Consider the following 25,946-nt stretch of genomic DNA (forward strand, 5'->3'; position numbering starts at 1 on the left):
TAAATATATTAAAACATAATTCGGATAAATCGATAATAATACCACGTTTGTCGATTAGTAAACTAGGTTACTCTATTTCTTTTTTATGAGTAGATAAATAAAAATATGTTTGAAAAGAAATCACATTTAAAACATATAAAAATGAAAACTACTATCATCACTTTAATAATTAGTTTATTGACAATTATTGGTTTTGGACAAAAACTTGAGCTAGAAAAAGCATCTCCTTTCACAGCGGTGACATGGGATAATGATCAGCCAGTAGTAGAATTTAACAATGAATGGTATCATTTCGAAAAGCTAGATCATTTTGATAAAGATGAACTAATACGTTTTTGTAAAAAAGAATATAATACAAGATGGAAAAAACGTTTTTCAGAAGACCTTGTAGAAGTGCTTAGAAGTTTAAATTATATACCAAATAAAGATGTTTATTTGGTTTTGTCTAGAAATGGAGTTGCTAAGACATATACTGGTACATTTACTTTTGAAAATAGACAACGTTGCCTACACTATAATAACGTATCCAAACCTAGTAAAAAGAACACTATTAGTAAAGAAAAAACTAAGAAGAGTATTGGCAAAACAGAAGCCATTGAAGATATAAAACAATTCAAAGAAATTCTAGATAACAGATCATCCTATTCACAACTCACGAATTTTGATTATCATACAGCGATTGATGAAATTATAGCTTTAATATTAAAAAAAGAAGATAGTATTCAGATAGATGAACTTGTATATGAAATGAGTAAAATTATGGCAGAGATTGGTGATAGACATACATCAATAAAAAATGAGTCATTTGATAAAAAAAATCATAAATCATATGAGCAAAAACTACCTTTTGGGATTACTGTTCTAGATAAACAAGTTATAGCAGTCAAAAGAAGATTCGGAAATAATTCGTACCAATACTATTATAAGAACTATCCGTATATTAAAAGTATTAACGGAATACAAATAGACACATTAATTACCAATTATAATTATAGAGATAAAAAAGCACCAAAAGAAGCAAAACTTACAAGAGGAGCGAACGCAATTGAGCAATATGGATCACTCTTATTTAATAACAACAAAAGAAATTTAAAAAGGGTAGAAGTAGTGTTTACAGATGGAAAGAATGAAAAAAAAGATATACATAAACTAACGATAGATAACAAAGGATATGTTTCTACACTTCATATTGCCAATTACAATGCTATAAAAAACACAATTCATACTGGACAGTTTGATAGCCTAAAAAGGCTATTAACTAATAATATCGGTTATATAAAAATTCCGATGATGTTTAATTATAAAAAGGTTGATAGCCTAGAACATTTCATAGAAACCACGATGAAAGAACTTTCTAACACCAAAGCCTTAATAATAGATATCAGAAATAACCAAGGAGGAACCAGAGACATATTACAAACTTTTGCAAATTATATGATACCACAAGCGCAGTCACCGTGGGTATCCAATGTTGGATATTTACGAACAAATAAAATAATAGATACTGATGAACATTCAATGAGCAGTCGTTATTTGTATTCTTATAATTCCGATGAATTCTCAAATTTAGATAGGTTCGCAATCGATGAATTCAATAAAACATACAAAATTAAGCAAGAATTTGATCATTCTAAGTTTAGTGCCCCTTTTTATATGGTATTGAAGCATAAAAAAACCTTTTACAAACAGCCAGTTTATATATTAGTAAATGAAAGTAGTTTTAGTGCAGCTACTGTTTTTACAGCTGCTTATAAGGGTTTACCTAATGTAAAAATAGTAGGAGTAACTACTGATGGATCTAGTGGAAACTCAAAAGAAATGTATTTAACCAATTCTAATATTAGAGTAAAGGTATCAACAATGTTATCGTTTCAACGTAATGGAAAAACCTTAGATGGCAATGGAACAGTTCCTGATATCAATATATCAGTAGATAAAGAACAAATATTTAAAGGAAAGGATACGCAATTAGAAAAATTAGTTACCATTATTAATGATGAGAATTAATATTTAGAAAATTCATGAATCAATTGAGGCAATATGTAAAAGTTATTAATTCTCTTATATAAACACATCATTTGATTGGACTGGAAAAGGACTTGTATTTACAAATACTACTTTAAAACTGTTTTTAGCACCTCCCAAACATTATTCGCTAGGATTTTTTGTCCTTCTATAGTCGGGTGTATACCATCCGCTTGATTTAGTTCTGGAATACCTCCAACATCTTTTAGAAGAAAAGGGATCAGTGCTAGCTCATTTTTCTGCGCAAGATCAGGAAAAATATTTCTAAACTCTGTAATATATTCGGCCCCCATATTTGGTGGTAACTGCATCCCAGCTAATATGATTGTAGTTTCTGAGTTTTTTTTTCGTACAGCATCGATAATGGATTGAAGATTATTTCGGGTTTCTGTTAAAGGAACTCCCCGCAATCCATCATTAGCACCTAGTTCTAGAATAAAGACATCAACTTTCTGATTAAGTACCCAAGAGATACGGCTATTTCCGCCAGCTGTCGTCTCTCCGCTTAATCCCGAGTTGATAACAGTATACCCTAAACCTAAAGAATCCAGTCTGTTCTGAAGTACAGCAGGATACGCATCATTAATATCATCTAATCCATAGCCAGCAGTTAAGCTATCTCCAAAACAAAGAATGGTTTTAGTAAGAGTGCTTTTAGCTGAGTCACTGCTATTTTCAATAGAACTGTCTATATTAGTTTCTTCTTTTTTAGCAGTGTTTTCTCCACAGGATAATAGCAAACTAATGAATAAAAAATAACAAAACTTTAAGGAAATCAACTTATAACGAGTATATAAATACGAAACCATTTGCTTATTTTTCCTCTTTTGCATTATCTAATTGAATTAATTGAAAATCAATATGCCAAAGATATTAAAGATTCATGAACTGGAGAAGACTTATAGCAGTGGTTCAAAAAAACTTAAGGTCTTAGACAATATCTCGTTTGAAGTCGAAAAAGGAGCTACCTTTTCTATTGTAGGACCTTCTGGAAGTGGTAAAACCACTTTACTTGGACTATGTGCTGGATTAGACAACCAGGACTCAGGTATTGTAGAGTTATGTGGCCAAAATATTCAGGAATTGAATGAAGATGAACGTGCACAATTAAGAAATAAAGAAGTAGGATTTATATTTCAGAATTTTCAATTGCTTCCCACTTTAACAGCATTAGAGAATGTGATTGTACCTTTGGAATTACAAGGAGTTAAAAATGCCGTTACAAAAGGCAAGGAGTTACTAGAAAAGGTTGGATTATCACATCGTTTTCATCACTATCCCTCACAATTATCAGGAGGAGAGCAACAACGTGTTGCATTAGCCCGTGCCTTTTCAAACAAGCCAACAATTTTATTTGCCGATGAACCAACAGGGAATTTAGATGAAGAGACTGGAGAAAAGGTCATACAGCTCCTCTTTGAATTAAATAAAGAAGCTGGAACGACTTTGGTTATTATCTCTCACGATCTTGATTTGGCAAATCGAACCCAACAGATACTTAGATTAAAAGGAGGGAAAATTATAAGCAATGAGAAAACATTAGTACAATAATGAAAATGGATTCATATTCAAAAATAGATATTGCTTGGTTACTAAAGATGGCGTGGCGTGATGGACGATCTAGCATTTCCAGATTACTATTATTTATGGCATCTATCATTCTTGGTATTGCCGCTGTAGTTTCGATACAATTATTCAGTGAAAATGTAAAACAAAATATACAGGATCAATCCAAAGTATTGATGGGGGCTGATTTTATAATAGATAGTAGACAACTTCCTAATGAAAAAGTTCAGACTATCATCGATTCATTGGGAGCAGACGCTTACGAAGTTAATTTCCCATCCATGGCGGCGTTTCCAAGAAATGGAGCTGCTAAATTAGTACAAGTACGAGGTATGGAAGGCAATTTTCCTTTTTATGGAACTTTGGAAACGGAACCTATTACTGCAGCTACGGAGTATCAAAAAAGGGGAGGAGCCTTAGTGGATGCAACGCTCATGTTGCAATATGATATAAAACCAGGTGACTCTATCAAGTTAGGATTGGTTACCTTTCCTATTCTAGGAGCTATTAATTCAATGCCGGGTAGTTCTGGAATCTCATCAACAGTAGCTCCCACAGTACTAATCCCATATCGATTTATAGAACAGACCGAATTGTTGCAATTGGGCAGCAGAAAGAGATATCAATATTTTTTTGAATCACCAGAAGTAGATCTAATTAAATTAGATAAGACTTTAGATCCTATCTTGGATGCAGAAAATGCTGACCTCGATACGCATACCAGTACTAGTCAACGAATAGGACGTGGTTATGGAAATCTAGGTAAATTTCTGAACTTGGCGGCGTTTATAGCCTTACTACTAGGCTGCATTGGCATAGCTAGTTCAGTACATATCTATATCAAAGAGAAATTAACAGATGTTGCGGTTTTAAAATGTTTAGGAGCGAGTAGAAAACAGGCTTTTTTGATTTACCTAATACAAATTGCTGTGATGGGACTTATTGGTGGAATTTTAGGGACAGTAGCGGGTATAGGACTTCAACAATTACTTCCATTTCTTTTGGATGGATTTTTACCATTTGATGTAGAAGTTTCTATAAGTCTACAGCCAATTTTTATGGGATTACTATTAGGTGTTTTGATGTCGGTATTATTTGCATTACAACCTTTACTTTCTACTTGGTATGTATCACCATTAGAAGTGTTACGGGTGTCAGAAAAACAAGCTAGAGGATCTAAAAAGATTCGTGTATTTACCTTTGGCGCAATTTTGCTTTTTATTCTTTTATTCTCCCTATGGATCTTTAGAGATATACTATTTGCTTTTGCTTTTGTAGCAGGTATTTTTGCCACCTTTGCTATTTTAGCAGGGATCTCTACCTTATTTATTCAGGTAATTAAAAAATATTTTCCAACCGCTTGGGGATTTACAGCTAGAACGAGTTTGTTGAATCTCTTTAGACCTAATAACCAGACTACGGTACTTATATTTGCTATAGGTCTTGGTACTTTTTTGATTAGTACTTTATATTTTACCAAAGACATACTATTAACAAAAACAGCATTGGATAACGGTTCAGACAATGCGAATATTATTTTAGTAGATATCCAACCAGAGCAGCGTGATGCCGTAATTGCGAGCATGACCCCGTCTGGATTAGAAGTTATCGATAATCTATCCATTGTTACTATGCGGATGCATAGTATTAATGGGAAATTAAGTAATGAGATTAGAAAAGATACAACTACTGCAGTGAATGATTGGGTACTTAATCATGAATTTAGGACGACTTTTAGGGATTCGCTTATTGCTTCAGAATCTATAATTGATGGTAACTGGGTAAAAGAAGTTAAATCTGGAGAAAAAGTTCCCATCTCAATATCAGAAAGTCTTGCAGAAAATGCAAAGTTAGGAGTTGGGGATCCTGTTATTTTTAATATACAAGGTGTATTGATGGAAACCATTGTTGGAAGCATCAGAAAAGTAGATTGGACACGCTTACAGTTAAATTTTATGGTAGTATTTCCAAAAGGCGTATTAGAACAAGCGCCACAATTTCATGTACTTACTACATATGTACCTGATAATAATCAATCTGCTGCACTGCAACGAGAACTAGTAAGTAAATTTCCAAATGTTACTGTCTTTGATCTTAGGCAGATTTATACTGTTATTGAAGACATCTTAGGAAAAATCTCCTGGGTGATTAATTTTATGGCATTCTTTAGTATTCTTACAGGTATTATTGTATTAATAGGTTCGGTTCGAAATAGTAAATACCAACGTATCAAAGAGAGTGTGTTATTACGTACATTGGGTGCAAAAAGCAAACAAATTCTTAGTATTACGGCGCTAGAGTATTTATTTTTAGGAATACTTGGCAGCTTGGCTGGAATCCTATTATCTTTAATCAGTAGTCAATTATTAGCAACACTATTATTCGAAGAACCTTTTGTGCCTTCTGGTATTCCTTTCTTATTGTTTCTGCCTAGTATAGTAATTTTAGTATTGCTCATTGGATTAAGTAATATTAAAAGTGTGTTACAAAGTCCGCCTTTAAATATTTTGAGGAAAGTGGGGTAGTCGTAGGATTAATTTTATATATCAGGATGGGTTTACGTAATGAATTTGATCTTCTGCTATTTTAGCTGTGATAATTAAATATACTGTATAAACTACAATTATGGGATCTAATAAGAAAGCTAAGACAAAGATAGACTGGTTACGAAAAGCTCGAGAACACTGGAATTATAAGGGTGTAGAAAGACCTCCATTTGCAATTGAACCTAAAGAGAATCAGCGATCAGTTTGGGATTTTCCTCGTCCCCCGATCATTGAAAAAGTTAGTAAGCCAGTAATTGTGAATCATAAGGATATTAGGATTGTAGATTCTCGTAATGCACTTGCAGTATTAGAGACTGCAAGCCCACCAACATATTATATCCCTAAAAATGATATTGATATGAATACGCTTGTTACGATGCCTAATAAGAGTTCAATGTGCGAATGGAAAGGAAATGCAGTGTATTGGACATTAAAGGAAATGAGTAATATTCCTGTGGCGTGGTCATATCCTAATCCATTTTTAGAGTTTGAAGCATTAAAAGATCATATCGCTTTTTATCCGCAACATCTTGATTGTTATGTTGATGGAGAACAAGTAAGAGCACAATCTGGTCAATTTTATGCAGGATGGATTACTTCTGATTTGGTTGGACCTTTTAAGGGAGAACCTAGAACAGGACATTGGTAAATATGATCTATTAATAGTAGGAGTGAAGTAGTATAAAAAGTAAATGCTATAATTATAGAACCATTTAATAGAATAACAAAAAACAACCTTCTAAAATTTAGAAGGTTGTTCATAAAATTTATGCTATTCTAAGAGAACAAGCCCTTAGTTGATAACTAGTTTTAAACTACGTTTACCACCAGAATCATCCAAAATATTAACCAAATATAATCCAGATTTAATTCCAGAAATATCAATTATCATTTCGGTAGTACTTGTTGGTACTCTTACTGATTTTAATTTCTTTCCGCTCAGGTCAGAAATCATAATGATGCTATTTTTTAAATCCGTCGTGTTTTTTATTGAAACACTACCAGTTGCAGGATTCGGAAACATCTCAAAGAGCTTGTTTTCTATTTCATTCTCTCTATTTATAGTAGTTTCGCACACTGGTGCTGTAGTAGAATCACTAAAATAAATAGTGTAATCTTTAGCTACTAATACAAAGTTTCTCTGATCTGTAGTAACAAAATAATCTCCATCCAAACCTGGAATACCAGTACCTACCAAAGAAATTTGAGGATTCGGTTGATTAAAGTTTTGTACAGCGTCTGAGAAATCAATATACCAAGGAGCTATATCTAAATTAAAAGAAAATTGATATAAACCATTATTAGTTAAATTCCAGTTTAGTGTAAACAAATTAATATTGCTTAAATCTGGACCACCAGTACCCAAAACGTATACATTATCGTAAGATGTATTTATACTTACCAAAGAAGTTTCGATTGGCGCACCAAAAGAACAATCACCAGTAGGTGGATCTATAATATCATCTGTAACTGTAATCATAACAGAAGCAGTATCAGTACCACCATTTCCGTCACTAACCGTAACAGTAGCAATATAATCACCTGTTGTGTATGTATGTGTAGAAATAGCATCCGATCCAAGAGTTCCATCACCGTAATCAATACTATAAGTTAGGATATCATTATCTGCATCAGTTGATCCAGAAGCGTCTAATACTACATCCAAAGGAGTAACTCCAGTTGTTGGTGTAGCAGTTAGCATAGCTATAGGAGCAGTATTTATTGGATCGATAATATCACCACATTGCGGAGCTATATCAGAATTACTGCAATAAATGGTAAAATCTCCTGTAGTAGAAACTAACACCAGATTATCTCCGTCTAAGGTTACGTAATAACTTCCATCTAATCCTACAAAACTAGAACCAGCAATGGTAAGTTGTGATCCAGGAGCATTAAAGTTTTGTGTAGATATTTCAATTAAATCATTATACCAGTTCGGAATACCGTTATTGGTACTAAATGAAAATTGGTATAAACCATTGTTTCCTAAATCCCAATTGATAGAACAATTGGCTATATTATCTAAATTAGGGCCGTTATCCCCCAATACATAAATATTTGAATACGAACTATTTACAGAAGGTAGAGGAGAGGCTCTTGGTGTATCAAAAGGACAAATTATTTCTTCACAATCGGTATCTACCACTAAGTCAATTGTTTGTACCACACCGCTACTAAAAACACCATCGCTAACTGTTAAGGTTACTGCAGCGCTATCTAGATTGGTATAGCTATGAGAAACGGTAACACCTTCTGCAGTTGTACCATCTCCAAAGTCCCAAGAATAAGTCAACGCATCTCCGTTAGGATCAAAGGAATCACTGGCATCAAACTCCACATCTGGGCCGCCACATCGACCATTATCACTAGTAAATAATGCTACCGGAGGCTGTGGTTCTGTTGTTAGACCAAAATCAACATCACTAGTAGAATAAAAAGCTTCTTCTGTAAGCGATCGTTGCCAAATACTATAAATAACGTGTTTACCAGTTCTTGCAGGAAGTACAACATCTATATTGTCAGTGGCAGATGCTTCTCGCGGTTCTGTTTCTACCAGAAGTTCAAGGTTATCCCAGGTTAAAGGTTGATCCGGAGTCCAGCTTGCTTTCGTAATATATACTCTATAATACAATGTTTGATGGGGAGCAGAATTTGTCCATGTTACCGTAAATGGGCCAGGAGTTACCGGCGTGGTAACCCAATCACCACGTACTTGATCAAGGCCTCCATACTTATCAGGACGTCCTGCACTAGCAAGATTACCATCTGCAATAATGGCTTGATGCATACCATTAGCATCCATACGTGCAACTTCATTCCAGTCATATAATGCTTGCGTACCATACATAGCTACAGCATCAATACAGGCGGGCGAATCGGGACTCTCGGGATTTTCTTGAAAACAAATCCAGACTCTACTAGGAGGACTTGTTACAGTACCGTGCGAAAAAATAGTCTGAAGGCTTGGGAAAATAAAGGCAACGCACAGCAATAAAGGCGTTGACCATTTTCTTAGGTAGGAAATCATCCAACCTAAAGTTTTGGTTTTAGAGTTTGTTTTTTTCATGTTGTTATTGAATTGTTAGTATTGAATTTATGTATCAAAAAAACAGGGTGGTTCAATAACAATTATGAAATTACTATTTAGGATTGTTGTTGTCAACTAATTAACATTTTTTAAATTCATATTTAACATAAATCAGAATTAGTTGAGGATTGTGTTTAACAGTTTTCATTTTATGTATATAGAAATGCCTACAAAATGCCTACAAGAAGAATTATATAGGTATAAAGATGTAGAAAATCCTAATCGCTGAGAATCGCGTATTTGAGAATTTCTGTACAATTGTACGGAATAATCGATTTATGAGAATTACGAATATTGATACTAATTGATGAATTTATATATAAACCGTACATAATGATGAGGAAATTGATATAGGGTATGGTTTAAAATATTCTATTTTACATAATATAAATTATAGTACAAATATAATATATGAGTAAAACGGCGAATAAAACTTTTTCTGTTCTATAATTCTATTTCATTGCAAGATTAATTTAAACCTATATCCAACCGCATAGTCAAAATTTATGCTGAGTCTATTGAAGTACCAAAAAAAGCAAACACTTTTAGGTGCATTATAAATCACGTATTTGATAAATCATACGTAAAAAAAGTTTTATGCGATTTTTCACAAAGTTCATATTGTTTTAGATGAGCTCAAGATTGCTACCGCTGTTCTCGTGAAGTTGCCGCATAAGCATTTTTAGCGTTTATGATTCTTATTACTTCTAACATTATCCAGCCACACCATCTCGCAGCTTTACAAAATTGATTCACAGGATCAATTTTATAAACTCGTCTAAATTATTGACGCTCCTTTACCTAACTTGCCCTGAGCTTGCCGAAGGGTTGTTTTCTCCAAAGTTTTCTGAGGCCAAGTTGAATATCGAGATTCTATTTTACATAATATAAAATTGCTTTATAAACTAAAACCTAGTCGTTTTTATTGTTATTAATTACTTAAATTAGATTTTAACTAATGTTATATTTAAATACTAAAAAATAAAGATTGTCTAGAAACACATATATACTAATTGTTACAATTCTCTTTAGCTTAGTTTATATACCAAGTTTGATAAATACTATATTGTTTAGTGTATTACATACTGAAACTATAAATTTCAGTATGATTCCTATAACTAACATAAAATTAATTTTATTAGCGATTATATGTATTATGGAAAGTACTTTAATCGAAAAACAATATCCTGGTATTTTTGGTTGGATACTTAGCGCTATATTAACTATGGCCATACTAATGCGTGTAATGCATTGGCCTTACAATACAGGAATAATTATAATTAGCGCATTGTTAATACTTGGCAACCTTATTTATTTTTCTATAAAAGAAAAAAATAAAACTATAATTAATTATTTATTGATGGCATATCTAGTGATCAGAATAACTATAATTCTTTTTAGAAACACTGATTTCTTTTGGTGGCTAGAACTAATTATTGGTTGTAGTGTAATTACTTTAGGTATACTAAATAGTATTAAAAAAATTAAAAGACTGCTTTAAAATCTACTTTTAGTAAGCAATCCCTTTCCGCACACATTACACTCCCCTCCTGCTACTTCGACTGCCATGAGCACAGGTTGGTTTCCAAATAAAAATACAAATCATTAATTAGTTCTGCTAGAGCCTAAATAAATACTTTTTGCTCCCTCAAGTAAAGAAACTTACTTAAATATCACCATCTAATTACTTATTTTTATTTAGAATTATCTTTTCTATTTTATTAAAATTTGTTGCATTTGGTACATGTTTAGACCTACTTAATAATATGGTCTCTTTTAAAGAAGGGAAAATCTTTTTGGCTCTTCTTATCATTTTTTTTCCAGGGAACATAATGTCGTTTTCACAGGCGAAAATGGTAATAGGTGTTTTTATTTGTTGAGCAAATTTTTTAGCTATAATAGGTAATGATGAAAAGTCCATATTACAATTTTGAAAAGTAATCGACATATACCCTACTGCAAAATCGTCATATTCAGAAAAAAGGACATCCATTACTTTTTTAATGTAATGTTGATCATTGGTTTTTATGAATTTTTTTAGTGGTATAAACATCTTAATTAAGCCTAGAAAGGGATTTCCATTTACAATATAAACCGGTGCTATTAGAAAGACTTCTTTTATAGATATTTCACTAAACTCTAGCGCCTTTAGACTAATTAACCCTCCAAAAGAAAAGCCAACCAACGTTACATCTTTAATTCTTAGTTTTATGATGACTTCCAACAACCATTGTCCATAATCAAGAGATTTCATATCTAACTTTTGTTCTGCACTCTTGTTAGGTTGAGCAAGCACATCAATGGCATAAACACAGTATTTAGAAGATAAATTAGGAAATGATTCTAAAATTAAAGGTGCACAGCCACCTGTACCATGAATTAATACAAGAGGTGGTAAATTAGTGTTTCCGACACGTATTACATTCGTTATACCAAATTTGGTATCTATTAATTTTTCAGAATAATCTATTGATAAGCCGTTTAACTTTTGATGATATAGGTTTAGTATCTTTTCCTTTCCTTCTTTTGATTTAAAAAACATACAATGTTCGTTTTTTGATTGATAAATTATTATTATTGATTTATGATAACGATGTTACCTACTTTTCGCCCAGTTTCGAGATAATGATGCGCTTCTATAATTTCTGATAGGTTGTAGGTTTTATCAATAACCGTATTAAGTTTTTTTTGTTTAAAAAAGTCTACTAATTCTAAAAATAATCGTTTTAATTCCTCAGTTTTTTTTAGACCTGTAGCTGCAAACTTCACTCTTTTGGGATTACTCATTGAATACCACAAGATATTTAAACTTAAAACTGGCGTTATAAATACTCCACTAGGTTTTAAAGCATTTTTGGACTTACTATAATTGGTTTTTCCTACCGAATCATAGATAACATCATATGTATTGGTATTTTTTGTAAAGTCATTGTTTTTATAGTCGATCACAAAATCAGCTCCTAAGGATTTGACCAACTCAATATTCTTAGTACTACAAACACTTGTGACAGTAGCACCCATAAGTTTTGCTATTTGAACAGCAGCAGTTCCTAAGCTTCCCGAAGCGCCATTTATTAAAATATGTTGTCCTTGTTGAATGTTTACGATGTCTTTTAAAAAATTATAAGAGGTTAGAAAACCATCACAAACAGGTGCAGCTTCTTGATGTGATAAATTGTTGGGTTTAAAAGCAATTATTGAATTCTCAGCAATGCATAGAAATTCTGCGTTAGTGCCATTACTAAATAGTTTTTCTCCAAAAATTTCATCTCCTAATTTGAATTGAGTTACCTCTGTACCAACTGATTCAATAACTCCAGAAAAACCTGTTCCTAGAAACGTATTCTTTGGTTTAAAAAAACCGAGAAACAACCTGCCAAATTTCGGTATTCCTGCTCTCATCATTGTATCGGCACGCGTAGCGGACGATGCCTTAATTCGCACTAAAACTTCATTAGGTTTTGGTAATGGCTTCTCTTGATCAACTATCTGGATAACTTCTGGAGAACCATAAGATGTATAAATTGCTGTTTTCATAAGTGCTATTATTTTCTTTTTTCAAATTCTCTTGTTCTTCTTATTTGTTCTTCGATATTCCATTCAAAATCAAATCTATTTTTAAGAAATATGGCGATTGAATCCAGCCCAATTGCTGTCCTTCGTTTATCTATATTTTCTGGGTCAAAAACTGGCCATAAATTAAAACTCTTGGTTTCTGGGTAGTATTTCATTTGTCCACCATAGATTTGTAAATCACCTCTCTCAGTTGCTATTCTGTCCTCTGCCCTTACCAAGAATCGAGGTTCTAACTTTTTATCCTTGACGGCTTGTCTCATCATTGGAAGGTATTGTATTCGAACTTCATTATCTGAATGTTGAATAACATTACAAATGGTCCAATTACCACGTTCTCCTATCATTTCTTTTGTTGGCCAGCCATATTTTTCAAGGACACTTTTCACTCTACTTTCATTAATTATATGATTTTTATCTATAATTACCTGTTGCTCTTTAGCTAGCTCTGAATCTACACCGTATATAACTATTAATGAATCTCTTAATCTAATTGGCGTTTGTTCGGTAGTCCATATTTGGTCTATTAGTGAAATTAAATTTTCATTTTCCTCTTCCTCTTTTACCAATACATGCTCTTCTGCCTTAGTTTTATTAGAGCAATTGAGTAGTAGAGCTAAACTGAATAATAAGATATACTTCATTTTTAAAAGGTGTTTATTGCTATGTTTAATCCGTTTGATGCTATCAATGCAAACTGGTGTAACCAATTTTTATCAGATCATTTTATTTAGAGATTCTATGACTACATTTCCTCTTTTACGTCCTGTTTCAACATACTTGTGGACTTTTTCTATGCCATCAAGTTTAAATGATTTGTCTATATAGGTTTCGCTATGTCCTTTGTTTTGAGAACATTTGGTGAACCGTGTTTTTTTATAAACTACTGATTTCTTATTGATTTTATATTAGGTCTTATTCCAAAAATTAGCAAATAACCAATCATCCAAAATTCACCAATGGTTGCAGGTATTGTAAGAAATCTATTGAGACTAAAATCAATTCCGGCGTAGCGTATAATTGTAGAAACTAAATAGCCTATACCACCTAAAATAAGAACTCTTCCTAACCAGATAGGCAACCTTTTAGATTTGACAACTATATATCCCATGGGTAATAACCATAACCCGAAAAATAGACCACCAATTCCCCAAGCATTTGAAATTATATGTTGTAGCAACTGAATTAGTAAAACTTGGTCTTCCATAGCACTTATATCAGAGTTTGCTATACCTATTGCTGAAGCTATTGAAATTGCACTTATCATAATGGTTAAAGCATTTACCATTCCCCATATACCTAAAGTCCAAGCTTCCCATTCATAATTATCTTTAAATAATTTGAAGAACCAAACTGCGGTAAGTGCTTGTGATATTACGATAGCAAACTCTAATAGCAACCTAATTCTTGCTGTAGATTCTAATTCTACTAAATTTGTCAGTGTTTGTTCAGGATTACCAGACATAAATATTTGAGAATGAAAGACCATAAACCCTAAAATTCCTGTAATAGCCATCATTAAATACCATAGGCCAGTTATTCTAGCGGTCTTAATTAAATTTTTATGTTCATTATTATCAATCATAGATTATCAGTTATTCTGTTTTCTTTTTTCAAATTCTTCTGCTCGTTCTATTTACTCTTCAAGATTCTATTCAAAATCAAATTAGTATAAAGCAATAGACTAGAAACTTTTTCTGCATCTGTTTTTAATATTTTTTGATTTACTAATCACTATTTTTAGAAATCCTTATTAATTCTTACTCCTTTTGTCAAAAGCCAAATTCCAAAAATGAGTTCGAAAAATGCTCCTGGGACCATAACTACCATTAACTGTTTTGAAGTCTCTGGAAATAGGATTTGTAATGTAAAACCTACAAATACTGTTGCATAAGTAAAAAGTCCCCAATAACTCAACCATTTGGGGATATAAGAAGCACATTTTAATAGCTTTATAAATATAAAAGCGCCTATGCTCATTAAAATAAGATGAAGATTAGATCCCATTCTATATATATCAAAAAAGACTTCAGCTAGTGAATGTAAAGTGTCATTATTAAACTGATAGCTTTCTGCTTTACTTAAAATGATTAACGGTGTAGTATATAAAAGTACCATTACAAAACCCATAACTACCTCAGCTGCCCTAAAGACAAAACCAAGCAAAGCCTTATTTTTATTAATAGACTTCGTTAGTATATACAATGCAACAGCCATCCACATTACAAGTGCATACATTGTGATGTCTAAAAGTATAGACATCCTAAATTGAAATTCTGATTCTAACAGTATATCAGGTTTATGAATACCCGCTTTAACGAAAAAAATATTTATAGAGCCAATTAATGTGGTTACCAAATAGGTGAAGCCAACTATTTTGACTTGCTTCTGAATTTTCTTTTGTGTTTGAGTGTCTATCATATTTTTTTGAATTAATTTAAATTTCTGATTATTTCAAGAAATTTAATTTTCTCTACTTTTATAACATTGTAATTAATTGATATTTAATACCTTTTGCTTTTAATTCTTTTAATTCCAAATATAATTAGCGTTACTATCAAGACTATAAAAAGAACACTTGTCGAAATACTTTTTATTAGAGAAAAAGAACTTGTTGATTTTACAGCAACCTCTGTTAATTCAGGATAGTTTTTTAACATTACTATAATTCCAATATTTTCCAAATAATCTGCAATTCCTGCAATTATTGGTAGTAGGCAGAGAAAATTATATACAGAATTTAACTTGTTCAATTTTTTCAATAAATACCCTAAAAGCAAACAGTAAGAAAGTCCGAATAGTAGTGGATAAATCATATCCACAGGTATTTGGTTGTTTAGATAGGTTAAACGTCCATTTTCTCCAAGCAAACTGAATAATTCTCTTACATAATCCAGATCATATCCTGTAGGCATCATATCCAGTAATTTCATTCCTTTAGAGAATTCCATTGTTTTAGGAATTGTAACAGTAAGCATAAAGGTGTAAACAACATTTGTCAAGATAAAAAGGCCTAAAACTTTTTTTCCTGAAATGTTCTTATCTATAAATTTTGTTAATCGTTTCATTTTTTCTCAAATAAGTGCTAACATTAGAGTATATGTAAGTAGATAAATTCTTAATGTTTTCATTTTATTAATAAGTAATATCAAACCCGAATTATGTAATACAAAATCCAATTCAGTATAGAAATACTGTAAATGCTAAAGTTTATATGTGACTTTCTAATACATAATTCGAGTGAAAGCTTATAGCCAACTAAACCCTAATCCTACATTAAAGATTACTGCATCTCTATATGCATCTCCATCTAAAGAAGCACGACCAAGAACTAGTTTAGACTGTACATTAAGCGCAAAGTTTTTCTTTTTGTAAATTTCATACCCTGTACTTGCCATAACAGCACAACCAAAGTTCCAATCGTCATTTACATCGTCTTTAATATCATATAGCGCTGGCGAATCTATTGCTAAGCCAATTCCTCCATGAATCCACCATCTATCTTTTACCCAATATTGTACAGAAGGAATGAACCCTCCAAAATGCCTGTCAATATCCTGAAATTCGTATATATTTCCAGGTAAAGAGGCTGTAATGGCGAGTTTGTCGTTTAACATGTAGCCAAATTTTAAATCTGGAAAAACAAATGCTCCTTGAGATTGGTCAAAAGTTTGAATACCTGCACTATCTTCTAAACTAATAATACCGCCACCTGCTATGAATTCGAATATGAATCCATCTCTTTGTGTTGTTGATTCTGAATGTGTGTTTTGTGCGTATGTTATACTAGATACTAATGCAAAGGCAACACAAGCCAGTTTTGATAAGATTTGTTTTTTGATTGTTTCCATTTTAATTGTTTTCATAATTGTTCGTTTTATGATTGTTTTGATTGATAATTTCTATTTTATTTAATGTTATCCTTGATTTATTTTGAATATTCAATTAATTCCTCTTCATACCGAAAATCACCTTGATTTTGAGTAAGTTTTATGAAATTTTTTATAGATGGTGCATATAACCAAACTTCCGTTTCATCTGCGCTATATCCTCTGGAATTTGTGGTTTTACCAGTGTATTTGATTGTATAAGCCATAAATGTACCAGCCTCTACCGTTTCTTTTTGGTAGGATAGTACTTCAGCATTCTGACTTTGGCTTCCAGTAGTTCCATCTTGACTTGTCCAATTGTTTTCATACTTCCATTTTTTACCCACTTCGAGAGGCCAGTCATACTTTGGTGTTTCGCTAATCTCTGGTTTAACAATATCGCTAACAAGAATAGTGTCCTTGCCGATAGTCATACCTATGAACTCTCCAAATTTCACTACTTCCCTTGTATCTGTTCCATCCGAGCGAACTTCTCCTCCGGTAGTTACACCTTTATACTTCCATACCCATTTTTCACCAATAGTATAATCGGTTAATGTTGGTTGTTGGGTTATACCTAATTTGGTTTTGTTGTTACACGCACTAAGAATCGTCAAAGCAAATAGTACAATAATTAGATTCTTCATTTTGTCTTTTATTTTTTTACTTAAAATTTTCGAGCAGATTAAATATTTAGAAGCATTTGAAGGAATTCATCCTTTTCAATTTTGCCGACAATATGCCTAACCACTTTCCCTTCTGGATCTAAAAGGATCGTGGTTGGTGTCGCATAAGCTTTGTATTGATTTACAATGTCCTTGGTTTCTGGATTATCGATATCAATCATGATAGCTCTGTATTTTGAATTAATCGTCTCTTCAACTTTTTGGTCGGCAAATACTTCTCGTTTCATTATACGACATGGTGAACACCATTCTGCTGTAAAAAACACTATTGCGTATTTATTGGAATTGTTGATGAGTGATTCTTGATTAGAAAGAGTCACCCACTCAATTTCATTAGATGGTGCGTAAAAAGAATACCAAGCGTACCAGAGCGAAACGACAAGAAAAGTAAGCCAGAAAAAGCTCCAAAATGGATGTGTTTTCTTTTTTGATGATTTTACGTTTGAACTTATTTTTTTAGTCTTCATTTTTCGATTCTTTTATTTATAATTTCAAGGATGATTCTTCTAAATACGAAGTAGGTTTGAGCCAATGCATTAGGCTTTATTTACAACAATAGTTTCACTCCTTTTTTTCTTTATATCTACTTTCCAGTTTAAACCAAACAATGGTCTAAGAATAGGGATTCTTCTTATCAGAAACTCATAAAGTAAATAGCAGCCGATAAACGTAATAAGTGTAATCAGCACGAATGCTATTGGTGCTGGCAAGTTTAAAGGCAATATAAATTTTGCTGCTAAATACAATACAATCATGTGTATGATATAAACAGGATATGCGGCTTTACTTAAATAGGATAAAATCTTACTCGGTTTATTAAGATATTGATGGCAAAAACCGAATATTGAGAAGATCCAACTATTGCTCTCAATAGAAGTTAAGTATAAAGGTCCTTCGGCGCCGAATAAAACATATCTTACCGTATATAGTATAGCTGCCAATCCCAGAAAAAGCCATTTCCATCGTTTTACTGAATTCCAAAACACTTTTCCTGTTTTCATAAAAAGGAAGCCGAAAAAGAATGCTAATAAACCAATTGCAAAACCATGCCAGGTTTGCGCATACATTGCAAAAGGTTTTGGTTGTAATAGTAATACCTCTGCAACAAAAAATGCATTAACGGATAATAAGCCTAGTGGATTGCTAAATAGTCGTTTTGAAAAAGCTATGAGTTTTGAAAACATACCTTTTTGTATGCCGTAAAAAACGGGAAGTCCAATAAGCACATAAATAAAAATATTTCCTAAAAACCAAAGATGTCCCATATGCGGATAGTAACTTAAACCTATACTATAGTAATCTTGAAACACAAACATGTGTAATGGAGTTATAGCCACAATGCCAAATAAAAATGGTAGTAATATTCTTTTTGCACGCTCCTTTAATAATTCTATGTTATTGCGTTTTCTTAAAGCAAAATAAACACCCATACCAGACACATAGAAAAGAATAGGTATACGCCATACATTTAACATGGTCATTGGTTGCCAGATGGTAGTAGAGATTTCGTCGCTTCTTATGAAGCCTATAAGCATAGCCCAAGGTTGAAACACAATAGCAATATGGTATATTAATAAAAGTACTATAGCTATAACTCTTAGCCAATCGATATCATAACGTCTTTCAATTTTCATACTATGGGAATTTGGTTGATGTATTTAATATTTATTCTTAGATTGATAATGCAATAAGCAATCATATGTATGCTTTATTGCAACATCATAGCAACTATAGGTCTTGCCTTTTCCAATTCGTTAAGGTCTAATGTGAAGCCCATAGGTTGCAATTGAAGAGTTAACATTTCATAAATAGGTTTCATTTGCGAAAATTCACTTAATACAGTTTCTCTTGGTGTTGCACCAAAATTGTTTTTTATAGTTTTATCTGCTCCAGCATCCAACAATAGTTCAACCATATCTATTCTTCCAAAAAATGCTGCAGTGTGTAATGCTGTGCTGCCATCATTGTTCTTTATGGATAAATCAACATTTTCTTTTAATAACTCAGCTACTATTTTAGGTCTATTAAAAGTCACTGCAGTTAATAAAGGTGTAGACCCACTCATGTTTTCTATTTTATTGATATCCGAACCATTTTCAATATGCTGTTTTACAACCTCGAGATTATTTGAGATTATCGCTTCATGAATATCTTGACTAGGTTTAGTAATCTTCTCATTTGAAGTGGCTGTTGTGTTTTTGGTTTCACTTTTTTGTGAACATGATGTAAATGCAATTGCCATAATACATATAAGTATAGCTAAACATCTTGATTGAATTTTAATTGGATTTTTCATGATTTTAAATTTTAAGTATTATTATTTCGATTTGATGATACAAAGATGCAATCAACATTGAAGCAACAGTAAACAGTTATGAATCAAGAGTTATGAAGTTTAATGCAGTCTTATAAATTATGTATCAAGACTATAAATTATGATGCAAATCATAATAAAATCAGAAAAAGCTGATTTAAAAATCTGTGTTTAAATTTTACTTATCTTCGTTTTAATTAATCAAAAAATGACTCAAGACTCTACTTCAAATTCTTTTTTATTGCAAGCCAAATCCGCAGTTTTAGAAAATATTTCTAACGAGCAATTTGGTGTTTCTGAATTGGCTTCTAAAATGAATATGAGTCGTTCGAGTTTACTGAGGAAAATAAAAAAGCAAAACAATTTGTCTGCCAGTCAGTTTATCCGAGAGATACGTTTGCAGAAAGCTGCAGAAATGTTGCGAGAGACTGAATTGACTGCTTCAGAAATTTCATTTGAAGTTGGCTTCAGTAATCCGTCCTATTTTACAAAATGTTATCGTGAATATTATGGATATCCGCCTGGTGAAACAAAAACCAAAAAAGAAGAAGAAAAGACTATAAAGCCAAGCGATGATAAAAAAACGGAAGAAACTGTCACAAAAAATAGGAACATTAATAGATATATTATAGCAATTACGACAATAGCTATCATTGCTATTATTTACTTTTTTAAGGACCAATTCACTTCTGTAGCTTCCAAAGAAAATAAAGAAAAGTCGGTTGCCTTTTTACCTTTCAAAAATTTAAGTGAAGATAATTCTAATCTATACTTCATCAATGGAGTCATGGAATCTTCACTAAATAATCTTCAAAAAATTAAAGATTTAAGAGTAATCAGTAGGACATCTACTGAAAAATATAGAAACAATCCTAAAAACGTTTCTGAAATCGCCGAAGAATTACAAGTCAACTATTTGATTGAAGGCAGCGGACAAAAGATAGGAAATGAAGTACTTCTAAGCATTCAATTGATAGATGCAAATGAAGATAGCCCTATTTGGTCTGAACAATATAAATATGTACTTGATGATATCTTTGAACTTCAAAATAACATCGCGAAGAAGATAGCCCTTGCTATAGAAGCAAATGTAACACCAAAAGAATTTGCACTTATTGCTAAAAAACCTACTGAAAATCTAGTAGCTTATGACTTTTATCTAAAAGGATTAGAACATCAAAATGAACAAAGTGAAGAAGGATTACGTAAAGGTATTTTGAATTTTGAAAAAGCGATAGAAGAAGATTCAAAATATGCTGATGCTTATGCCCAAATTGCCATTTGTTACTTTTATCTTGATGAAAATAAAATTGAAAAAAAATATGTAGACAAATTAAATGAGTATGCAGACAATGCTTTGTTGTATGATGCTACTTCAGAATTACCTCTGATTGCAAAAGCGCTATATTATATAAATGTAAACGAGTTTAAGTTAGCGATACCTTATTTGGAAAAAGCACTCGATTATAATCCTAATGCCTCTTCTGTAGTATTATTTTTATCTGTTTTATATTCTAGAGTTGTTCCTAATACTAGTAAATACCTAACTTATGCATTACAAGGAATCAAACTGAATATAGAGGCTAATGATTCTGTATCCAAGAGCTATATTTATTTGAACTTGAGTAATGCCTTAGTTCAAAATGGGTTTACAAAAAAAGCTTCTGAATACATTGAAGAATCTTTGAAATATAATCCTAGAAACCCTTACTCTACTTATTTAAAAAACTTTATAAATTATGCCAATAACAAGGATTTAAAAACCTTAACAAGCAAAATGCTTATAGAGTGGCAAAAAGATACTACACGTACTGATATTACTCAAGAATTGGCTAAGATGTATTATTTTCAAGAAGATTATAAAAACGCATTATTCTATTACGAGAAACATATTGACATACTTACTACCAATAAAATTGACCTGTATCCTGCAGAAAACATCAAAATTGCATATACCTATAATAAAATGGGTTTTGCTAATAAAGCTGAGCAATACTTAAATAAATATAAAGACTACTTAGAAAAAGATGAGTCCATTTATAAAGAGGCAAGTTTAGCTGTGCTTTATCTTTATGAAAATATGCCAGACAAAGCCATAGAAGCTTATGACAAGTTTAGTCTACAAGATGATTTTCAATATTGGGTAATTTTGTTTATCAGAGAAGATCCGTTATTAAAACGATTACAAAATCATCCGGAATATGAGGAGGTTATTGGTAAAATAGAAATGAAGTTTTGGGAACAACATAAAAAACTTAAAGAAACTTTGGAAAAAGAAAAACTACTATAAATTATTGAAATTTTATTCTCAACCAATTCAAAATTATTTGATTCGTTTCTTGTGGATTTTCTTTAATATAAATAATTTTTGTTTATTAATCCAATTCCTCACACATTCCCCGTTACCTCCTATTTCAGATTATGGAAATCGCAAATCTCCTAAGATCGGCTTCCCTTATTTTCCCACCCTTCGACAACACTTCGACACCCTCAATGTACCAGCTTAGGAGCCAAATCGTTTTGAGAAATATGTTCCATTATCTTTTGTAAAGCATTCTTCTCTATCTTATTTATCAACCCTGGTTGCAGTTTTACTAATAATTCTCCAATCATTTTTAATTTTTTTAAGCAAGAATAAATCAATATATACCCAAGCTCTATCAGGACCAGCAATTTCAACTTTTGCTGTTGCTATATCTTTTGTAACGGTAATCTCTAAAATTTTAGCGTCTCTCCCATTAAACTTTCCCTTTTCTGCGTTTTTAAAAAAATCAGCGTATTCACTTGGAGAATATCTTTTAAAATCTCCATCCCTGTTGGTTAGATATAATGTAGCATTGTCTGTAAAGGCACTTAGTAACATTTCTCTCTTGTTATAAGAACTACCTTCCATATACTTCTGTAATGCTTTTACAACTGCAGGATCATTTGATGATTCTCTATATGTAGAAGCGTCGCTTATTGGATAAAAATCCTCTGTTATCATAGAAGTCTTTTTATTGTTTTCTTTTTTAATTAAAAAAGATCCTCCCCAAACGACCTGAGGATAGTCTATAATTTGCGCTATCATTTCGCCTAAAGATGGAATAGTACTTTTAAATTTTTCTATAGCTTCATCTTTTGGAGCCCAACGGAATTCTACATTTTTATTTGTTGGCAAATCATTAGTCGTAGATTTAGCGACATAAACTTGTCGTATACTTACAGCATTATTAAAGTCAAATTTATAAGTAAAAACACCTTTAAGATTTGGTTTTGTAATGGATACTCCATATTTATTAGAGATACTATCGATAACTTCATTTATAGTGTGTCTTTTCTCATAAAATGCACCTATTGTTATCCAGCCGATTGTTGCTTTTTTTAATAAAATATCTCCATTATCATTAACAATAACTAAATTAATTGCAGATGTATTCACATCTTTATCAATGTTAGATTGGGCATTTATACATTGAATTGTAAGCAGCATTACTACTACTAGGATGTAATTTTTCATATTGACTGTTTTTAATATTAATAAGCTGCAAATGTCTAAGGTTTAAACGCTGTTTCCTACTTACATCACGATGTTGGCATACAAAATGGACTGATAAAACATATTTTTGGAGTATATGTCAAATAGAAATCTTAAAGGGATATGTAACACTTTCGTGAAAGCATAAAACGTATAAGCAATCTTATTTTTGCTCTGAAGAATTGTAATATTATACCTCTGTATTGAAAGAAGATAATTCTTGTCGTTTCAAAAGAAAATTTATAATTAAAATAACTTATGTCACATTTTTGAGACATGATGTAAAAAAATATTACTTTTGTAGTCAGATGAATATTGAAACTAGATCAAGAATAATTGAAGCTGCTATTAAAGTTTTTAATAAAGATTTTTCTGCACCATTACAGAAGGTTGCAGATAATGCAGATATTACAAGAAGAACATTGCATCGTTACTTTAAGGATAGAGATGAACTAATTGTTACCTGTGAACGTCAAATGGAAATGAGTTGTAAAAAGGCAATGATAGCAGCAATTAATAGTTCTGATGATCCATTGATCCAGTTAAAAAATATTTTACACGCAGGCATCGACTGCGGAGCCAAATATTCTTTTTTTTATAAACTTCATCAAAGAACTGGTCACAAACATTCTCAAAGCGATAAAGACTGCGCAGACTATGATTATATTTATCAAAGCTTCGCACAAATAATTAGAGACTTGCAAAAGAAAAACATAATTAGCAGGCAAATGACCATAGATTGGATTCAAAATCTACATGCTGGTATAATAAACAGTACGGTTAATGCTAGTACGACTACCGAAACCGAAAAATTACACATCAAAGAATTTGCTTGGAAATCTTTTATAAAAGGAATTAGTCCTTAAAAAAATTTAATAACCTATGTCTCATAATTGAGACATGTGTAAATGATAATAGAATACAATATGGCAGTAATAGAAGAAGCAATACATGAATTACATCATAATTTAATTTAAATAAAAGATAATCTATTAGAATTTATGTAATAGAGTCTTTGCATCAATTAAAATTATTGCATCTCCTCCTCTATTATTAATATTTAAAAACTTCAAAATATGAACAAAGACAAACTTTTTGATGTAATTATAATAGGCGGAAGTTATGCTGGATTATCCGCTGCGCTTGGATTAGGAAGAGCTTTACGTAACGTACTTGTGATTGATAATGGTAAACCATGTAATAGGCAAACTCCCCATTCGCATAATTTTCTTACTCAAGACGGTATGATACCCTCAGAAATAAATAGATTAGCAAAAAAAGACCTCGAAATTTACGATACGGTTTTTTTCTATAATGGATTCGCATCCCATGGTAATAAAACTAAAAAAGGATTTAAAATAACCACAAAAAGCGGTGAGATTTTTAATTCTAAAAAATTAATAGTTGCTACCGGTATCAAAGATATAATGTCTGATATAGAAGGATTTAAAGAAAGTTGGGGTATTTCTATAATTCATTGCCCATATTGCCATGGTTATGAAGTAAGAAATAAAGCAACTGGAATTTTAGGAAATAGTGACTACGGTTTTGATTTTTCTAAGCTTATAAGTAACTGGACAAAAGATTTAACGTTATATACCAATGGGAAATCCGAGCTTACACAGGAACAAACTGAACAATTATCGCTTCATCAAATTCCTATCATTGAAAAAGAGATTATAAGTTTTAATCAAAATAATGGGCACCTCAATTATATTATTTTTAAAGATGGAACTACAATAAAAATTGACGCGTTATATGCAAGAGTACCGTTTGTTCAAAACTCAGATATTCCAAAAATACTGGGCTGTGAAATCGATAAAATGGGGTATATAACAGTAGATAATTTTCAAAAAACAACTGTTCCAGGTATTTATGCTTGTGGTGATAACGTTTCCTTAATTCGTTCTGTAGCTAATGCTGTTGGAATGGGTGCCAAAACCGCAGCAATGCTAAACAAAGAACTTATTGATGAAGAATGGTTATAAATAATTTAGGTAATTATTTGATTATAATTACCATAAAGGAGTTCACAATACGTTAGTTTTAAGGATATAAGATTGTAATTTAATAATACAGTCTAAAATCAAGGAATTTACAGATTTTGTAATGTCTTTGATGCAGCTCTTCTACAACATCTAACATGTTATTATCTTCTTTAAACAAGTTAAAAAATGTTATATCAAGATTTGAGCTAGTGACTCCATTATATGGATTTCCGTATCCAGAAACACCCTTTGCGCCTGTGATATCCAGAAAATATTGTGCTTCTTCTTCGTCTAAATCCAGCACTTTTGCATTAGAAAAATGTAAAATCTTTCCGTTTAATTTTCCCTCAAAAATTTCTGCAATTTCCTGTAAACTATAATAGTAATCATTTAAACAAATACTATTTGCTTCGCCCGTTATCACCAAATAGATGATTTCATAATTTTTAAAATTATGATCATCCAACACTAATGTATTTAAACTAGCTTCTAAACCTTCAATAGTGTCGCAGGTTTTATAAATACTGGCTACGCCATATTGAGAGGTCAACTGTTCTAATTTTTTTTGTGCCTCAGTAATCTCGTTCGTTTCTATATCATTAACTGCTTCTAAACAGTAAATAAAATAATCAGCATCGATTAATGGTTCTTGGGGTAATTGCTCTCTTTTTTCTAACAAATCTTTAGGATTTACGAAATGTATACGAATCACAAAAATAGTAGATCTCTTTAATCTTTTTTAGTTAATTTATATAAAACACCTATAAACTA

The 25,946-nt window shown here is 31.7% G+C and carries 23 protein-coding genes; 8 read left to right on the top strand and 15 right to left on the bottom strand.

Annotated features, from left to right (window positions below; all coding sequences use genetic code 11):
- Nucleotides 1–141: 141 nt before the first annotated feature.
- Nucleotides 142–2,007 (top strand): S41 family peptidase, encoded by a 1,866-nt coding sequence (locus J8L88_RS04765; protein ID WP_211060113.1) that lies wholly within the window; start codon nucleotides 142–144, stop codon nucleotides 2,005–2,007.
- Nucleotides 2,008–2,114: 107 nt separating this feature from the next.
- Here the strand turns inward: J8L88_RS04765 and J8L88_RS04770 are convergent, their stop codons facing one another.
- Complete coding sequence (locus J8L88_RS04770; RefSeq protein ID WP_211060114.1) at nucleotides 2,115–2,858, bottom strand: arylesterase; 744 nt, start codon at nucleotides 2,856–2,858, stop codon at nucleotides 2,115–2,117.
- 28 nt (nucleotides 2,859–2,886) lie between these two features.
- On the opposite strand from J8L88_RS04770, the gene J8L88_RS04775 reads away from it, so the two are divergent.
- The 3 genes from J8L88_RS04775 to J8L88_RS04785 all read left to right on the top strand — a co-directional run bounded on the left by J8L88_RS04775 (nucleotide 2,887) and on the right by J8L88_RS04785 (nucleotide 6,786).
- The gene (locus J8L88_RS04775) at nucleotides 2,887–3,576 is read left to right on the top strand and encodes an ABC transporter ATP-binding protein (protein WP_118386216.1); all 690 of its coding nucleotides are present in this window, start codon (nucleotides 2,887–2,889) and stop codon (nucleotides 3,574–3,576) included.
- A 47-nt stretch (nucleotides 3,577–3,623) separates the two neighbouring features.
- Complete coding sequence (locus J8L88_RS04780; RefSeq protein ID WP_211060320.1) at nucleotides 3,624–6,116, top strand: ABC transporter permease; 2,493 nt, start codon at nucleotides 3,624–3,626, stop codon at nucleotides 6,114–6,116.
- A 100-nt stretch (nucleotides 6,117–6,216) separates the two neighbouring features.
- Nucleotides 6,217–6,786 carry a DUF427 domain-containing protein gene (locus J8L88_RS04785; RefSeq protein WP_211060115.1) on the top strand — a complete coding sequence of 190 codons (570 nt, stop codon included), beginning with the start codon at nucleotides 6,217–6,219 and terminating at the stop codon, nucleotides 6,784–6,786.
- Nucleotides 6,787–6,930: 144 nt separating this feature from the next.
- On the opposite strand, the gene J8L88_RS04790 is transcribed toward J8L88_RS04785, so the two are convergent.
- The gene (locus J8L88_RS04790) at nucleotides 6,931–9,207 is read right to left on the bottom strand and encodes a lytic polysaccharide monooxygenase (protein ID WP_247666415.1); all 2,277 of its coding nucleotides are present in this window, start codon (nucleotides 9,205–9,207) and stop codon (nucleotides 6,931–6,933) included.
- Between the two features lie 1,126 nt (nucleotides 9,208–10,333).
- On the opposite strand from J8L88_RS04790, the gene J8L88_RS04795 reads away from it, so the two are divergent.
- A complete protein-coding gene (locus J8L88_RS04795; RefSeq protein WP_211060116.1) occupies nucleotides 10,334–10,729 on the top strand; it encodes a hypothetical protein in 396 nt (131 codons plus the stop codon).
- 183 nt (nucleotides 10,730–10,912) lie between these two features.
- On the opposite strand, the gene J8L88_RS04800 is transcribed toward J8L88_RS04795, so the two are convergent.
- The 11 genes from J8L88_RS04800 to J8L88_RS04850 all read right to left on the bottom strand — a co-directional run bounded on the left by J8L88_RS04800 (nucleotide 10,913) and on the right by J8L88_RS04850 (nucleotide 19,652).
- Entirely contained in the window at nucleotides 10,913–11,770 is an 858-nt protein-coding gene (locus J8L88_RS04800) for an alpha/beta fold hydrolase (protein WP_211060117.1), read from the bottom strand.
- A gap of 32 nt (nucleotides 11,771–11,802) precedes the next feature.
- Entirely contained in the window at nucleotides 11,803–12,765 is a 963-nt protein-coding gene (locus J8L88_RS04805; RefSeq protein WP_118386226.1) for an NAD(P)-dependent alcohol dehydrogenase, read from the bottom strand.
- 8 nt (nucleotides 12,766–12,773) lie between these two features.
- Complete coding sequence (locus tag J8L88_RS04810; protein WP_211060118.1) at nucleotides 12,774–13,445, bottom strand: DUF6624 domain-containing protein; 672 nt, start codon at nucleotides 13,443–13,445, stop codon at nucleotides 12,774–12,776.
- A 239-nt stretch (nucleotides 13,446–13,684) separates the two neighbouring features.
- The gene (locus J8L88_RS04815) at nucleotides 13,685–14,386 is read right to left on the bottom strand and encodes a DUF4386 domain-containing protein (RefSeq protein WP_211060119.1); all 702 of its coding nucleotides are present in this window, start codon (nucleotides 14,384–14,386) and stop codon (nucleotides 13,685–13,687) included.
- A gap of 155 nt (nucleotides 14,387–14,541) precedes the next feature.
- Nucleotides 14,542–15,222 (bottom strand): DUF4386 domain-containing protein, encoded by a 681-nt coding sequence (locus J8L88_RS04820; protein WP_211060120.1) that lies wholly within the window; start codon nucleotides 15,220–15,222, stop codon nucleotides 14,542–14,544.
- An 83-nt stretch (nucleotides 15,223–15,305) separates the two neighbouring features.
- Nucleotides 15,306–15,869: a hypothetical protein gene (locus J8L88_RS04825; protein WP_118386230.1), complete on the bottom strand. Its 564-nt coding sequence runs from the start codon at nucleotides 15,867–15,869 to the stop codon at nucleotides 15,306–15,308.
- Between the two features lie 180 nt (nucleotides 15,870–16,049).
- Nucleotides 16,050–16,667, bottom strand: coding sequence for a hypothetical protein (locus tag J8L88_RS04830; RefSeq protein WP_247666416.1), 618 nt, complete (start codon nucleotides 16,665–16,667; stop codon nucleotides 16,050–16,052).
- Nucleotides 16,668–16,729: 62 nt separating this feature from the next.
- Nucleotides 16,730–17,317, bottom strand: a complete 588-nt coding sequence (locus tag J8L88_RS04835) for a hypothetical protein (protein WP_118386232.1) — start codon at nucleotides 17,315–17,317, stop codon at nucleotides 16,730–16,732.
- Nucleotides 17,318–17,355: 38 nt separating this feature from the next.
- Complete coding sequence (locus J8L88_RS04840; RefSeq protein WP_118386233.1) at nucleotides 17,356–17,823, bottom strand: thioredoxin family protein; 468 nt, start codon at nucleotides 17,821–17,823, stop codon at nucleotides 17,356–17,358.
- A gap of 69 nt (nucleotides 17,824–17,892) precedes the next feature.
- Nucleotides 17,893–18,990, bottom strand: coding sequence for an acyltransferase family protein (locus tag J8L88_RS04845; RefSeq protein ID WP_211060121.1), 1,098 nt, complete (start codon nucleotides 18,988–18,990; stop codon nucleotides 17,893–17,895).
- Between the two features lie 74 nt (nucleotides 18,991–19,064).
- Nucleotides 19,065–19,652 carry an ankyrin repeat domain-containing protein gene (locus tag J8L88_RS04850; RefSeq protein WP_211060122.1) on the bottom strand — a complete coding sequence of 196 codons (588 nt, stop codon included), beginning with the start codon at nucleotides 19,650–19,652 and terminating at the stop codon, nucleotides 19,065–19,067.
- 226 nt (nucleotides 19,653–19,878) lie between these two features.
- Here J8L88_RS04850 and J8L88_RS04855 point away from each other — a divergent pair, with 226 nt between their 5' ends.
- On the top strand, nucleotides 19,879–21,960 hold the full coding sequence (locus tag J8L88_RS04855; protein ID WP_211060123.1) for a helix-turn-helix domain-containing protein: 2,082 nt from the start codon (nucleotides 19,879–19,881) through the stop codon (nucleotides 21,958–21,960).
- Between the two features lie 276 nt (nucleotides 21,961–22,236).
- Here the strand turns inward: J8L88_RS04855 and J8L88_RS23505 are convergent, their stop codons facing one another.
- Nucleotides 22,237–23,169 (bottom strand): nuclear transport factor 2 family protein, encoded by a 933-nt coding sequence (locus J8L88_RS23505; protein ID WP_247666417.1) that lies wholly within the window; start codon nucleotides 23,167–23,169, stop codon nucleotides 22,237–22,239.
- A 326-nt stretch (nucleotides 23,170–23,495) separates the two neighbouring features.
- Between J8L88_RS23505 and J8L88_RS04865 the strand changes: the two genes are divergently transcribed.
- Both J8L88_RS04865 and J8L88_RS04870 read left to right on the top strand, forming a co-directional pair.
- Entirely contained in the window at nucleotides 23,496–24,053 is a 558-nt protein-coding gene (locus J8L88_RS04865; RefSeq protein WP_118386237.1) for a TetR/AcrR family transcriptional regulator, read from the top strand.
- A 210-nt stretch (nucleotides 24,054–24,263) separates the two neighbouring features.
- Complete coding sequence (locus J8L88_RS04870; protein WP_118386238.1) at nucleotides 24,264–25,175, top strand: NAD(P)/FAD-dependent oxidoreductase; 912 nt, start codon at nucleotides 24,264–24,266, stop codon at nucleotides 25,173–25,175.
- Between the two features lie 79 nt (nucleotides 25,176–25,254).
- Here J8L88_RS04870 and J8L88_RS04875 read toward each other — a convergent pair whose 3' ends face one another.
- Nucleotides 25,255–25,854 (bottom strand): DUF6642 family protein, encoded by a 600-nt coding sequence (locus J8L88_RS04875; protein ID WP_211060323.1) that lies wholly within the window; start codon nucleotides 25,852–25,854, stop codon nucleotides 25,255–25,257.
- Nucleotides 25,855–25,946: the final 92 nt, after the last annotated feature.

It is taken from the genome of Aquimarina sp. MMG015 (genome assembly GCF_018100855.1).
Taxonomy (GTDB): domain Bacteria; phylum Bacteroidota; class Bacteroidia; order Flavobacteriales; family Flavobacteriaceae; genus Aquimarina; species Aquimarina latercula.

Coding starts and splice junctions, on each gene's coding strand:
- J8L88_RS04820 (WP_211060120.1), bottom strand. CDS start 15,222: ATGATAGACACTCAAACACAAAAGAAAATTCAGAAGCAAGTCAAAATA.
- J8L88_RS04855 (WP_211060123.1), top strand. CDS start 19,879: ATGACTCAAGACTCTACTTCAAATTCTTTTTTATTGCAAGCCAAATCC.
- J8L88_RS04800 (WP_211060117.1), bottom strand. CDS start 11,770: ATGTTTTTTAAATCAAAAGAAGGAAAGGAAAAGATACTAAACCTATAT.
- J8L88_RS04805 (WP_118386226.1), bottom strand. CDS start 12,765: ATGAAAACAGCAATTTATACATCTTATGGTTCTCCAGAAGTTATCCAG.
- J8L88_RS04795 (WP_211060116.1), top strand. CDS start 10,334: ATGATTCCTATAACTAACATAAAATTAATTTTATTAGCGATTATATGT.
- J8L88_RS04840 (WP_118386233.1), bottom strand. CDS start 17,823: ATGAAGACTAAAAAAATAAGTTCAAACGTAAAATCATCAAAAAAGAAA.
- J8L88_RS04830 (WP_247666416.1), bottom strand. CDS start 16,667: ATGAAAACAATTAAAATGGAAACAATCAAAAAACAAATCTTATCAAAA.
- J8L88_RS04825 (WP_118386230.1), bottom strand. CDS start 15,869: ATGAAACGATTAACAAAATTTATAGATAAGAACATTTCAGGAAAAAAA.
- J8L88_RS04845 (WP_211060121.1), bottom strand. CDS start 18,990: ATGAAAATTGAAAGACGTTATGATATCGATTGGCTAAGAGTTATAGCT.
- J8L88_RS04790 (WP_247666415.1), bottom strand. CDS start 9,207: ATGAAAAAAACAAACTCTAAAACCAAAACTTTAGGTTGGATGATTTCC.
- J8L88_RS04780 (WP_211060320.1), top strand. CDS start 3,624: ATGGCGTGGCGTGATGGACGATCTAGCATTTCCAGATTACTATTATTT.
- J8L88_RS04770 (WP_211060114.1), bottom strand. CDS start 2,858: ATGCAAAAGAGGAAAAATAAGCAAATGGTTTCGTATTTATATACTCGT.
- J8L88_RS04850 (WP_211060122.1), bottom strand. CDS start 19,652: ATGAAAAATCCAATTAAAATTCAATCAAGATGTTTAGCTATACTTATA.
- J8L88_RS04810 (WP_211060118.1), bottom strand. CDS start 13,445: ATGAAGTATATCTTATTATTCAGTTTAGCTCTACTACTCAATTGCTCT.
- J8L88_RS04835 (WP_118386232.1), bottom strand. CDS start 17,317: ATGAAGAATCTAATTATTGTACTATTTGCTTTGACGATTCTTAGTGCG.
- J8L88_RS04775 (WP_118386216.1), top strand. CDS start 2,887: ATGCCAAAGATATTAAAGATTCATGAACTGGAGAAGACTTATAGCAGT.
- J8L88_RS04815 (WP_211060119.1), bottom strand. CDS start 14,386: ATGATTGATAATAATGAACATAAAAATTTAATTAAGACCGCTAGAATA.
- J8L88_RS04765 (WP_211060113.1), top strand. CDS start 142: ATGAAAACTACTATCATCACTTTAATAATTAGTTTATTGACAATTATT.
- J8L88_RS04870 (WP_118386238.1), top strand. CDS start 24,264: ATGAACAAAGACAAACTTTTTGATGTAATTATAATAGGCGGAAGTTAT.
- J8L88_RS04785 (WP_211060115.1), top strand. CDS start 6,217: ATGGGATCTAATAAGAAAGCTAAGACAAAGATAGACTGGTTACGAAAA.
- J8L88_RS04865 (WP_118386237.1), top strand. CDS start 23,496: ATGAATATTGAAACTAGATCAAGAATAATTGAAGCTGCTATTAAAGTT.
- J8L88_RS23505 (WP_247666417.1), bottom strand. CDS start 23,169: ATGAAAAATTACATCCTAGTAGTAGTAATGCTGCTTACAATTCAATGT.